The 11,836-nt window shown below is 44.3% G+C and carries 10 protein-coding genes; 6 read left to right on the top strand and 4 right to left on the bottom strand.

All coding sequences use genetic code 11. The features are described 5' to 3' along the window. Positions 1–4: 4 nt before the first annotated feature. From CWO08_RS16965 to CWO08_RS16950, 4 genes are all read left to right on the top strand, one after another. Positions 5–556 carry a DsbE family thiol:disulfide interchange protein gene (locus CWO08_RS16965; RefSeq protein ID WP_017066365.1) on the top strand — a complete coding sequence of 184 codons (552 nt, stop codon included), beginning with the start codon at positions 5–7 and terminating at the stop codon, positions 554–556. Then, positions 553–1,044: a cytochrome c-type biogenesis protein gene (locus CWO08_RS16960; RefSeq protein ID WP_017066364.1), complete on the top strand. Its 492-nt coding sequence runs from the start codon at positions 553–555 to the stop codon at positions 1,042–1,044. Before CWO08_RS16965 ends, CWO08_RS16960 begins: the two co-directional genes overlap by 4 nt. Beyond that, positions 1,044–2,264, top strand: a complete 1,221-nt coding sequence (gene ccmI / locus CWO08_RS16955; protein WP_048661501.1) for a c-type cytochrome biogenesis protein CcmI — start codon at positions 1,044–1,046, stop codon at positions 2,262–2,264. The genes CWO08_RS16960 and ccmI overlap by 1 nt, the downstream gene beginning before the upstream one ends. A gap of 124 nt (positions 2,265–2,388) precedes the next feature. Beyond that, on the top strand, positions 2,389–3,174 hold the full coding sequence (locus CWO08_RS16950) for a VacJ family lipoprotein (protein ID WP_108020816.1): 786 nt from the start codon (positions 2,389–2,391) through the stop codon (positions 3,172–3,174). Between the two features lie 96 nt (positions 3,175–3,270). On the opposite strand, the gene CWO08_RS16945 is transcribed toward CWO08_RS16950, so the two are convergent. From CWO08_RS16945 to CWO08_RS16930, 4 genes are all read right to left on the bottom strand, one after another. Continuing rightward, a complete protein-coding gene (locus CWO08_RS16945; protein ID WP_108020815.1) occupies positions 3,271–4,560 on the bottom strand; it encodes an outer membrane protein transport protein in 1,290 nt (429 codons plus the stop codon). Positions 4,561–4,875: 315 nt separating this feature from the next. Then, on the bottom strand, positions 4,876–6,141 hold the full coding sequence (locus tag CWO08_RS16940; protein ID WP_102503978.1) for an outer membrane protein transport protein: 1,266 nt from the start codon (positions 6,139–6,141) through the stop codon (positions 4,876–4,878). A 297-nt stretch (positions 6,142–6,438) separates the two neighbouring features. Then, a complete protein-coding gene (locus CWO08_RS16935) occupies positions 6,439–7,167 on the bottom strand; it encodes a DUF3379 domain-containing protein (RefSeq protein ID WP_108020814.1) in 729 nt (242 codons plus the stop codon). Next, positions 7,160–7,708 (bottom strand): sigma-70 family RNA polymerase sigma factor, encoded by a 549-nt coding sequence (locus tag CWO08_RS16930; protein ID WP_017060646.1) that lies wholly within the window; start codon positions 7,706–7,708, stop codon positions 7,160–7,162. Before CWO08_RS16930 ends, CWO08_RS16935 begins: the two co-directional genes overlap by 8 nt. Positions 7,709–8,260: 552 nt before the next feature. On the opposite strand from CWO08_RS16930, the gene fadI reads away from it, so the two are divergent. Both fadI and fadJ read left to right on the top strand, forming a co-directional pair. Beyond that, positions 8,261–9,568, top strand: a complete 1,308-nt coding sequence (gene fadI / locus CWO08_RS16925) for an acetyl-CoA C-acyltransferase FadI (RefSeq protein WP_048607862.1) — start codon at positions 8,261–8,263, stop codon at positions 9,566–9,568. Continuing rightward, positions 9,568–11,784, top strand: coding sequence for a fatty acid oxidation complex subunit alpha FadJ (gene fadJ / locus CWO08_RS16920; protein WP_108020813.1), 2,217 nt, complete (start codon positions 9,568–9,570; stop codon positions 11,782–11,784). Before fadI ends, fadJ begins: the two co-directional genes overlap by 1 nt. Positions 11,785–11,836 lie beyond the last annotated feature (52 nt).

The following is an 11,836-nucleotide window of genomic DNA, read 5'->3' as shown; positions in this document are numbered from 1 at the left end:
CCGAATGAACAAGAAGATTTTATTCATTCCATTGATTGCGTTCATGGTTCTAGCTGGAATCTTTGCAACGCAATTAATGCGCAACCAGTCGGGCGATGACCCAACTAAGCTTGAATCCGTATTGATTGGTAAGCCTGTGCCTGAGTTTGACCTAGAAGATCTAGAGCAACCAGGTAAGCTGCATGATCAAGCTATCTTTAAAGGTGAGCCGCTGCTTCTTAACGTATGGGCGACTTGGTGTCCTACTTGTTATGCAGAGCACTCTTACCTGAACAAACTTGCTGGTCAAGGGGTTAAGATCATTGGTCTTAATTACAAAGATGATCGCAATAAAGCGGTTGGTTGGTTAAAAGAGCTGGGTAACCCGTACCTAATCAGCCTGTTTGATGGTAATGGCATGCTAGGTCTTGACCTCGGCGTGTATGGCGCACCTGAAACTTTCCTAATTGATGCTAACGGTGTGGTTCGTTACCGCCATGTTGGTGATGTGAACCCGACCAACTGGGCATCGACGCTTGAGCCGATGTATCAAGAGTTGTTGGAGGAATCGAAATGATTAGAAAGGCATTGATTACTCTATTTGCTACGTTCGCAATCTCAGCGACGGTTTCTGCTGCACCTATCGAATTTCATGAATTTGATACCGTAGATCAAGAGCAGCAGTTCAAAGAGCTAAGCAATACATTACGCTGCCCTAAATGTCAGAACAACACGATTGGTGATTCGAACGCTGAGTTAGCGGTCGACTTACGTCAAAAAGTGTACGAGATGACAAAAGACGGTAAGTCGAAGCAAGATATCATTGATTACATGATTGCTCGCTACGGTAACTTTGTGACTTACAATCCACCACTGACACTAGCAACATCGATCCTTTGGATTGGTCCGTTTGCGGTGGTTGTGTTTGGATTTGGTTTGATCATTTTGCGAAGCAGAAAGTCAAAATCGAAAGCGGCAGTAGAGTCAGATAAAGACTGGGATGCAGACAAAGAAGCTCGCTTAAAAGCGTTACTCGATGAAGAGAACGACGGAGATAAGAAGTAATGACTCTATTTTGGATTTCTACCATTATCCTTTCGCTAGCGGCAATTTTCTTAATTGTTCTGCCTTTCATTAACAAGAAGGCAAACAATGACGAAATGCTTCGCGACGAGTTGAACAAAGCATTCTATAAAGACCGTCTTGTCGAGTTAGAAGTAGAAGCAGAGGAAGGTCTTGTTGATAACCAACAAGAACTGATCGATGATTTGAAACAGTCTCTGCTTGATGATGTTCCTGCACAAGAAGAGATGAAGAAGACTCAAATCTCAACGGTTGGTGTGGTTGTACCGTCGATCATCCTTGTCGTCGTTGTGACTTATGGTATGTACTTTAAGTTCGGTGCGTTGGACAAAGTTCAACACTGGCAAGAAGTGAGCTCGAACCTTCCTGAATTGTCTAAAAAGCTAATGTCATCGGAAGGTGGTGCACTAACGGATGATGAGTTGGAAGATTTGACTCTAGCGCTTCGTACTCGTCTGCATTACCAACCAAAAGATTCAACAGGTTGGTTGCTACTCGGTCGTATTGCACTGGCTAACCGCGACGCTGAAACAGCAAAAGATTCTATGGAACGAGCTTACAAGCTTGAACCTAAGAATGAAGATGTTCAGTTAGGTTTCGCACAAGCACTGATGCTTTCTCCTGATGAAGCTGATCAAAACCAAGCTCGTTTGATTTTGAGCCGTTTGATTCAAAACGATTACGTTGACCTTCGTGTGTTCTCACTGCTTGCGTTTGATGCGTTTGAGCGTCAAGACTACCCAGGAGCTGTGAAGTACTGGAGCATCATGCAACAGATGATTGGTCCACAAGACAGTCGCTATGAAATGCTTTCGCGCAGTATTGAAAGTGCTCAGAAGAAAATGGGCGACAATATGGGTGTCGACCAAGGTAAGACTGTTGCTGTAACGCTCGATCTATCTGCAGACGTGAATGCTGACCCTAACTCAGTGTTAATTGTTTCAGTACACAGAGCAGATGGTTCTCCAATGCCTATCGCAGCCGCTCGTTACCCACTAGGGACTTTCCCTCGTACTGTTGTGCTAGATGACGGCAACAGCATGCTGGAAGGACAAGAGCTGTCTAGCCTTGAAACTCTGATGGTTAGAGCTAGGCTTGATACAGACGGCAACGTTTCAACTCGTGAAGGTGATTGGTACGGTGAAAGTGAAGTGGTTGAATTGGGCGCTCCAGTTACCATTGATATCAATAAGCAATATTAATCATCACTTTGCATAGGTGTTAGCTATTCCGATTTGCAGATAAACGGTATAGACTTAGCCAAACAATTGAGGCCAGCGATTGCTGGCCTTTTTTATTATTTGAATTCCTTATGGAAAAGGTGATATGTCTGCCAGTGTTTTAAGACTCTCGAGTTTACTTTTTATCGCAAGCTTAACGGTTGGGTGTTCAAGTGCACCGGACGAAAGTGTTAACGATGATAACCTCGAAACCTCTGAATACGTCGAAGAGTCCCATCCGAATGATCCTTTTGAAGGCTTCAACCGAGCGATGTGGGATATCAACTACGAATATCTAGATCCTTATTTAGTTCGCCCAGTTTCCCTCGCTTATGTTGACTACACCCCTGTGCCAGTGCGTTCTGGTATCTCCAATTTTCTAGCCAACTTAGACGAACCATCAAGCATGGTGAACAACCTTATTATGGGCAATGGTGAAAAAGCACTCGACCATTTCAATCGTTTTTGGATTAACTCAACGATTGGTTTGTTAGGCTTAATCGATATTGCCAGCGAAGCAGGGATCACCAAGTACGATGACAAGTCGTTTTCTGATGCGATTGGTCATTACGGGGTAGGGAATGGTCCGTACTTCATGGTGCCGGGTTATGGCCCACTAACAACGCGAGAAGTGACTGAAACCGTTGATGGCTTGTATGTGCCTCTGTCGTTTCTGAACTTTTGGGCTAGCTTAGGCAAATGGGCATTTGAAGGCATGGAAACACGTGCTCAGTTAGTGTCACAAGAAGCGTTGTTGGATGATTCTCCAGATCCATACGCATTAACGCGTGACGTATATATTCAACGTCGCGACTTTAAAGCGGAGATAGAACCTGAAGAGGTTGATCTTGATGAAGAAGACTTCATTGATGGCTATTTAGAAGATTATTAAATAGAAGACCTTAAATAACAGGTAAAAGAAAGGCTCGATGTTGGAAACAACATCGAGCCTTTTTAATTCGTATGACTTCAAATTAAGTCAAACAGATTAGAAGCGGTAGTTGGCTTGGATACCCACTAGCCAAATGCTACCAGTTACTTCACCTTCGAAGCTTCCCCCGAAGAAGTCAGCGCCAGGTGCTTGTGCTGAACCTAGATCTGATTCGTGCATTTTTGCATCCTTCGCTAGAATGTAAGTGAAGCCTGCGTCGAGTGTAAGTTGTTCAGACCACTGGTAACCTGCACCAATGCTTAACCAAGTGCGGTCTGTTTCTGGAATCGTCGCAGTACGGTGCTCTTCACTTACCGCTGAAGTGTCGTAGGCGATACCAGAACGTAGAGCTAACTTAGGTGTCATTTGGTAAGTTGTACCGATCGCAAAGCGGTAGTTGTCTTCCCAGTTCTCTTCCTTGATATTTACGCTATCTTCTCCTGGGAAATCTGCAACAAGCTCTTTGAAGCTGCTCCAGTTTGTCCAGTTAATGCTTGCGTGAACTGCAACTTTATCGGTAATTTGGTGGAAACTAGCAATTTCTGCTGTTGCTGGAAGTGCAAGATCCATTGAGCCGTTCTTGTGAGCATTTGGATTTGCTTTATTAAAACCCAACCCTTTAGCATAGCCGTCTAGAGTTAGGTCGACTTCAGACTTATAGGTAAAACCTAAACGGTTATTTTCATTGATTTGCCAAGCTGTACCCACTTGCCAGCCCCATGCTGTGTCGTCGCCCTCCATGTATTTTAAAGTGGTACCAGCTAATGGCGATTGAGGGCTAGCAACAGCACCAAAGCTACCTTCAGCCATGATGTAACGAACACCACCACCAATAGATACGCTTTCAAGTACTTGGTATGCAGCGTTTAGGTTTAGCTCCATTGTCGTAACGCTTGCTTCGTTACCGTGGTTAGCACCACCAAAGTCTTTACCTAGGTCTGTTTCCATACCGTAGTTAGTACCCGCAGCAAAGCCTAATGCGAACTTGTCGTTGTACTTATGAGAAACATAGAAGTTTGGGATCACTGCGCTGTGAGCGAAATCACTGGAATTTGATGGAGTCGTTGAAGCACCACCAACTGAAGTCGAAGTTCCATCGATATCAATGTTCGGGTCAACATAGATAGCACCAACAGAAACTTGAGTGCCTTCTAGGTAAGTCAGCATCGCAGGGTTACGCCATTGTGCGTCTGCACCGTCAGCCATTGCAGCTTCACCCGCGTATGCACGGCCTAGGCCTGTTGCTGAGTATTCTGCTAGCTGAAAACCTGCCGCTTGAGTCACGGTAGAAGTCGAAAGTAGTCCAACTGCCACTGCAGCAGATAGAAGAGTCTTATTCATTTTCATTATTATGTTCGCTGAATCATAAGTATTTAGTGGCGTGATTCTACTTTTAGAGTCATTACTTTAAAAATGAAATTCGAATAAAACAGTGTTTTAGGGATTTAATGAGTAAATGTGTTTAATTATTAGAGAAATAATCTAAATGTTTCGGCTGTGTTGCGAAGTTTGAGCGTACACTTGTAGTCATATATTGGTCTTGCAGGCTACAGTTGTAAGCTTAAATTGATTTGAGTTAGTGGTTTAGGCAATAAAAAAGGGTCGCATAATGCGACCCTTTTAGACTAGTTTTAGCAGAAGCTAGAAGCTAGAAGCTAGAAGCTAGAAGCTATAGCTGTATTGAATACCAGCTAGGATTGCGTCTGCGTGAGTAGTTGCTGTTAGAGCACCATTACCCTCGTTTACATCTACATCTTCACCTAGTAGGTAAGTAAAGCCGAAGTCAACTGTATGCTGTTGTTGGAATGCGTATGTGAAACCTGCAGAGAACCATTGACGATCTGAATCAGGTACAGAAATCGAAGTTACTTTATCTTGAGCTGCTGTGTCGTACATGTAACCAGCTCGTAGAGTCCAAGCATCATTTAGGAAGTAAGTACCACCAATAGCGTAGTGCCAACCGTCTTGCCACTGGTAGTTACCAATTTCTTGCTTACCAGCAACAGAATCCGCTTCAAGGGTGTCAAATGTGTTCCAACCAATCCATTGTACAGAGTAGTGAACCGCAAATTTAGTATCTTTAATCTCATGGTAACCAGAGAACTCAGCCATGCTTGGTAACGATAGGTATAATGTGTCTAGCGGAAGAGCTCCACCTAACGTCATGTCCCCGTCTGCTTCAATTTCAGGACTGTAGTGGTAAGAAAATCCGAAGCGGTTTGCTGAGTCTACTTCATATACTGCACCAATGTTCCAACCCAAACCAATACCATCAGCATCGATAGATGCTAAGTTAGTTGTACTAGTAACACCAGTAGCAGGGTTAGTGGTTGTTAGATTTCTCTCTAGTTTACCGCTACCTTGAATGATATCTAAACCAGCACCAACAGAGAATTGCTCATTTACACGGTACGAAGCTGATAATGCATAGTTGATGCTTTTGATTTCAGTAGTACCGCCATATGCTGATAGACCTGTGTGTGCACCACCTAAAGCGCTGCTTGAACCAAAGTTGCTATCAAAATTATTGGTTGTACCAAAATTTGAATATATACCAGCACCAAATGCCCATTGGTCATTTAGTCGGTGGATATAGTAGATATTAGGAACCGGAGTACCACTGCTATTATTCGCACTATCTACAGGCACTGCACCGCCAGCGGTTACATTTGTTACATCGATGTCAGTCTCGATATAGTTGATACCAGCAGAGAACTGAGATGAATCAAACAAAGCCATTGCTGCTGAGTTACGAGCCATAACAGAAGCATTATCTGCGATTACCGCATCACCAGCAAAAGCACGACCAAGGCCGGTTGCTGATTGTGAGTTAAGTTGGAAACCTGCTGCCATCGCTTGCGAAGACGCCAGTGTAATTGTTACTGCTAAAAGAGACTTTTTAAACAGACGCGTGTTGTTGGTAGTCATTCATTTATTCCTTTATATATCCGCCTCTACAGGGCGATTAATTTGAGCAATTGCTCAATGGTGGCTGATCCTATTCGGAAGTATACGATATACAAATCCGACCATTGAGAAATTTGAGTGGAAAATTATGGAAATGACGCCTATCTGGCACGAAAATGGTGCGAAATGCTATTTTTTAGAGTTTTAACTCTAGAGTTATTGGTTTTGTGAATGGTTTGGTGGGTTATTTATAAACAAAGCCCAGCAATATCAGTGATATAATTGCTGGGCCTTTTATGACGGGGCTTTAAGAGCGAATTAGCTCATCGGTTTGATCATTTTTGTCAGCTTTTCGGCGATTTTGGAAACATCCTCACCATTTTCACCCACAAGGATTAAGCTGCTGCCATCTACGGGTGTTACCGAGCCGGACATGCCTTTTTCATCAAAGTCGATAGGTTTGTCTGTCGGAATACCGGTTAAAAACAACGTTACTTTGCCTTTTGCGCCTTGGAAGACCATATGCACTGCGTTGGCTTTACCAAAGCCACAGTGGTTTAGGTAATAGACGTGGTAAGGGAAAGCATCATCAAACTGAAAAGCAAATGGGTTCATTTTTGCGTTGATTTGCTGCGATGTGACCTGTTCATCGATGGAACTAACAAAACTCTTTTCATCAACAACATGCTTCATTGCTGTATCAACCAAACTAGCTTGAGCTGGTGAAACGAATGCGTTGCCCCAATTTACTTGGCCAACTAATAAGCCTGCAACGAATGCTACCGAGGCAGCCATTGCCATTGCTCTTCTCGCAAACGTAGGTCTTACCACTTTGCTTTCTTCGCTTGAGGTCTGATTGAACAGAATGCGATCAGCAAGATCGTCTGGCACATCCACATTCATCGCAGAGTGGATCTGTTTATCTAGCGCTAATACATCGTCTAAGAAATTACTATTGGCTTCGCTATTGGCGGTTGCATCAACAATATCTTGTGTACGTTGTTTAGGTTCCGACAATACACGACGACGAAATTCCAAATCATCCATTATGTTGCCCCCTCTCTGCCTCTTCTGTATCCAACAGCTCTTTCAACTGATTTCGAGCTCTGAATAAACGTGTCATCACCGTGTTTTTGTTGAGATCGAGAATATCGGCAATCTCATCACCACTAAAACCACCAATCACTTGCAAGAAGAGCGGTTCACGGTAATCGATTTCAAGTTTCATGATCTGCGCTTGCAACCACTGATGCTGATGGTGCGGGTCATCGCTGACACTAGCATCATTACCGTGATCGTCGATATCAACCAGATCAAACTGTTTGCGTTCAAATCGTCGAGCGTTCTCGCGTCTCAAGATAGTAATCAGCCAAGATTTAGCGGCTTTTTCATCTTGAAGGCTATCGAGTGACTTCCATGCACGAAGGCAAGTTTCTTGAACTAAGTCTTCGGCAATGCTTTTGTCTTTGCATAACCAATAGGCGTAGCGAAAGAGGTCACGATGATAGGCACGCACGAGTGCTTCGTATTTTCTTTGTTTGTCCATATCTGAGTTGACCGGACGCTTGGCTGTTTTCTTTCCAAACATTTTTATTATTGACACACGAGCCTCCATAATTGCTCTGCGTATAGCTGTCCTCTATACGTTGTGCTTTGTTTTTATATTTTTAGAGCTAACGATCGGCAGGAAATCGTAAAATCACATTAAAATTGATCTACTTCAAAATCTAAGGCCTCGAACAAGCTATAGTACACCTTGTCGTCTAGTTAGTCATTCGTGGCTAGCATGTTGAGCAAGACGACACTTCCTTTTGAAGGCTGACTTTACTTTCTCCTAATCAGGAAACTGATTATTTCAATTGGCGCTAAGTTAATTGCTTTATATACATTCCGACCACACAGCTTTGTGTGGTTTTTTTTTACCTCAAGAAAACCATTCCCTACAAAGCGATAACAGTATTTACTTACAATAGTTTAGTCTCTTACGACAACCTTTCCCCCAAAAAGGTTCGCCTGAATGTGCAGTTATATTTTCAAACAGTGAGATACTCGTATCACGTTTATTTAAACGCTCGTTTGATTTAATTAACAACTTCTTTACAATACTTCAGGTCAGACCTCTTAACTTTAAGGAGAAACCATGGGCAAACAGGAAGTCAAAACGCGTTCTGGAGAACGTGTTGCCGTTGTCGCTGGATTACGAACCCCATTCGCTCGTCAGAGCACAGAATTTAGCCAAGTGCCTGCGGTTGACCTAGGCAAAATGGTTGTGAGCGAAATGCTTGCAAGAACGGATGTCGATCCTGCGCTTATCGAACAAGTTGTGTTCGGCCAAGTCGTGCAAATGCCAGAAGCGCCGAACATTGCGCGTGAAATCGTGTTGGGCACAGGCATGGACATCAATACCGATGCCTACAGTGTCACACGAGCATGTGCGACCAGCTTCCAAGCGGCAGTTAACGTGACCGAAAGCATTATGGCTGGCACGATTGATGTCGGTATTGCGGGTGGTGCGGACTCTTCTTCTGTATTGCCTATCGGTGTTTCGAAAAAGTTAGCGGCAAATCTATTAGCGCTGAGTAAAACGAAAACTATGGGTCAAAAGCTGAAGATTCTTAAAACGCTTTCAGTAAAAGATTTGATGCCAGTACCACCTGCAGTTGCAGAGTACTCGACCGGTTTATCCATGGGACAAACGGCTGAGCAGATGGCGAAGACGCATGGTATTACTCGCGAAGCTCAAGACGCACTTGCTCACCGTTCTCACTCTTTGGCTTCTCAAGCATGGAAAGAAGGCAAGATTAAAGACGAAGTGATGACAGCATTCCCGGCGCCTTACAAAAAGTACCTAGCGGAAGACAACAACATTCGCCACGACTCAACCGTTGAAGGCTACGCTAAGCTGCGCCCTGCTTTTGATAGAAAGTACGGCAGTGTAACGGCAGCCAATGCTACGCCCCTTACCGATGGCGGCGCAGCAGTGATGTTGATGCGCGAAGGTAAAGCGAAAGAGCTAGGCTTAGAAGTACTCGGCTATATTCGTGGCTACGCATTCTCAGCGATTGGTGTTGAAACAGATATGTTGATGGGGCCGACTTACGCGACCTCTCAAGTATTGAAGAACACGGGGCTAGAGTTGTCAGACCTAACGCTTATCGAGATGCATGAAGCGTTTGCAGCTCAAGTTCTTGCGAATGTAAAAATGTTTGCCAGTGACGAGTTTGCTCAGAAGAATCTTGGCCGTGACAAAGCGATCGGTGAGATTGATATGGAGAAGTTCAACGTGCTGGGTAGCTCAATTGCTTACGGACACCCGTTTGCTGCAACTGGTGCGCGCATGATGACTCAAACATTACGTGAATTGAAACGCCGCGGTGGCGGCTTGGCACTGAACACAGCGTGTGCGGCTGGTGGTTTAGGTGCAGCAATGATCTTGGAGGTAGAATAATGTCTACGACTCTTGATGCAACAACAGAAAAAGAAACAGTCGCTCAACCAGATTCAACGTCTGCGACTGAATCAACCCAAAAGAAAACGACAGCATTTTCTCTTAACATCGATGACCAAGATATTGCTTGGTTGGCGATTGATGTGCCAAACGAGAAAATGAACACGCTACAAGCGGCTTTTGCTGAAGAAATGAAAGCGATCTTCGAGCAACTTAAAGAAAAGCAGAGCCGAGTTAAGGGCTTAATCGTTCATTCTCTTAAGCCAGATAACTTTATCGCTGGCGCTGATGTAAGAATGCTGGATGCTTGTAAAACGGCTGATGAAGCGCAGTCTTTAGCTCGCCAAGGTCAAGAGATGTTCCAAGCGTTATCTGATCTTCCTTACCCAGTTGTTGCTGCGATTCATGGCCCATGTCTTGGTGGCGGTTTAGAGCTCGCATTAGCGTGTGACTACCGTGTGTGTACCGATTCAGATAAGACGCGTCTTGGTCTACCTGAAGTGCAACTAGGTTTGCTACCAGGTTCTGGTGGTACGCAGCGTCTTCCTCGTTTGATTGGTTTGCTACCGTCACTCGATCTAATCCTAACGGGCAAGCAACTGCGCGCTAAGAAAGCGAAATCACTTGGTGTTGTGGATGCTTGTGTCCCTGATACTATTTTGCTTGAAGTAGCAAAAAGCTATGTTGAAAAGAATACGGGCAGTAAAAAAGGTAAGCGTCTGGCGTCGAAAAGCCAAGCGTCGACTAAAGAAAAGCTGATTTCACGCACGGGCCTTGGTCGCAAAGTGATTTTTGAACAGGCTTCAAAGAAGACGAATCAGAAAACACGCGGAAATTACCCAGCAGCAGATGCGATTCTAGACGTCATTCGTTATGGCCTAGAGAACGGCTTTGATAAAGGCCTTCAGTACGAAGCGAAGCGTTTCTCTGAACTAGTGATGACCTCTGAGTCAAAAGCCCTTCGTTCGATTTTCTTTGCAACCACCGAAATGAAAAAAGAACATGGCGCAGACGCAGATCCAAAGGCAGTTAAGCGTGTTGGTGTACTGGGTGGCGGCCTTATGGGCGCAGGTATTAGTCATGTAAGCGTTGCAAAAGCGAAAGTACCTGTTCGTATTAAAGACGTATCAAATGAAGGCGTTTTGAACGCGCTGAACTACAACTTCAAGTTGTTCGATAAGCAGCGTAAGCGTCGCATTCTGAGCCGAGCTGGTCTTGAAAGTAAGATGCTTCAGCTTTCTGGTGGTATCGACTTTACAAGCTTTAACCACACCGATGTGGTGATTGAAGCGGTGTTTGAAGACCTCGATCTTAAGCAATCAATGGTTGCGGACATCGAAGCCAATGCCAAGCCAGAGACGATTTTCGCGACGAATACTTCTTCACTGCCGATCCATAAGATTGCGGAGAAGGCGCAGCGACCAGAAAATGTGGTTGGTCTTCACTACTTCAGTCCTGCTGAGAAAATGCCACTGGTTGAGGTTATTCCTCATGAGACAACCTCAGAAGAGACGATTTCAACGGTTGTAGCATTAGCGAAGAAGCAAGGCAAAACGCCGATTGTTGTTAAAGATACGGCAGGTTTCTATGTGAACCGTATTCTTGCTCCGTACATGAATGAAGCCGCGCATTTGTTATTAGCGAACGAGCCGATTGAAAAACTCGACAGCACGTTATTGGACTTCGGTTTCCCGGTTGGCCCAATTACCTTATTAGATGAGGTAGGTGTTGATATCGGCGCTAAAATTATCCCTATTCTGGTTAATGAATTAGGCGATCGTTTCCAAGGCCCTGATGTGTTCGACATTCTTCTGAATGACAACCGTAAAGGCCGTAAGAGTGGTAAAGGTTTCTATACTTACAAAGGTAAGAAGAAGGAAGTCGATAAGTCAGTTTACAAACTGCTTAAGCTGCAACCTGAACCTAAGCTAAGTGATAACGACATCGCAATGCGTTGTGTGTTACCAATGCTCAACGAAGCGGTTCGTTGTCTAGATGATGGCATTATCCGCAGCCCTCGTGATGGCGATATTGGTGCTATTTTCGGTATCGGTTTCCCTCCATTCCTAGGTGGCCCGTTCCGTTATATGGATCAAATAGGTATTAAGTCACTGGTTGAGATGATGAACGACTTCGCTAAGAAGTACGGTGATCGTTTTGCGCCATGTGATGGCCTACTAACACGAGCTGGTCTGGATGAGTCTTTTTATAAGTAACTCTCTAACTCATTGATTACGAAGCCTACATCAAGCGATTGATGTGGGCTTT

Source organism: Vibrio sp. 10N.286.48.B8 (genome assembly GCF_003050085.1).
GTDB lineage: Bacteria > Pseudomonadota > Gammaproteobacteria > Enterobacterales > Vibrionaceae > Vibrio > Vibrio crassostreae.
This window is presented reverse-complemented; position numbering and strand designations above follow the sequence as displayed.

Excerpts from the sequence above, each read along its gene's own strand:
- CWO08_RS16965 (WP_017066365.1), top strand. The coding sequence starts at position 5 with ATGAACAAGAAGATTTTATTCATTCCATTGATTGCGTTCATGGTTCTA.
- CWO08_RS16960 (WP_017066364.1), top strand. The coding sequence starts at position 553 with ATGATTAGAAAGGCATTGATTACTCTATTTGCTACGTTCGCAATCTCA.
- ccmI (WP_048661501.1), top strand. The coding sequence starts at position 1,044 with ATGACTCTATTTTGGATTTCTACCATTATCCTTTCGCTAGCGGCAATT.
- CWO08_RS16950 (WP_108020816.1), top strand. The coding sequence starts at position 2,389 with ATGTCTGCCAGTGTTTTAAGACTCTCGAGTTTACTTTTTATCGCAAGC.
- CWO08_RS16945 (WP_108020815.1), bottom strand. The coding sequence starts at position 4,560 with ATGAAAATGAATAAGACTCTTCTATCTGCTGCAGTGGCAGTTGGACTA.
- CWO08_RS16940 (WP_102503978.1), bottom strand. The coding sequence starts at position 6,141 with ATGACTACCAACAACACGCGTCTGTTTAAAAAGTCTCTTTTAGCAGTA.
- CWO08_RS16935 (WP_108020814.1), bottom strand. The coding sequence starts at position 7,167 with ATGGATGATTTGGAATTTCGTCGTCGTGTATTGTCGGAACCTAAACAA.
- CWO08_RS16930 (WP_017060646.1), bottom strand. The coding sequence starts at position 7,708 with ATGTTTGGAAAGAAAACAGCCAAGCGTCCGGTCAACTCAGATATGGAC.
- fadI (WP_048607862.1), top strand. The coding sequence starts at position 8,261 with ATGGGCAAACAGGAAGTCAAAACGCGTTCTGGAGAACGTGTTGCCGTT.
- fadJ (WP_108020813.1), top strand. The coding sequence starts at position 9,568 with ATGTCTACGACTCTTGATGCAACAACAGAAAAAGAAACAGTCGCTCAA.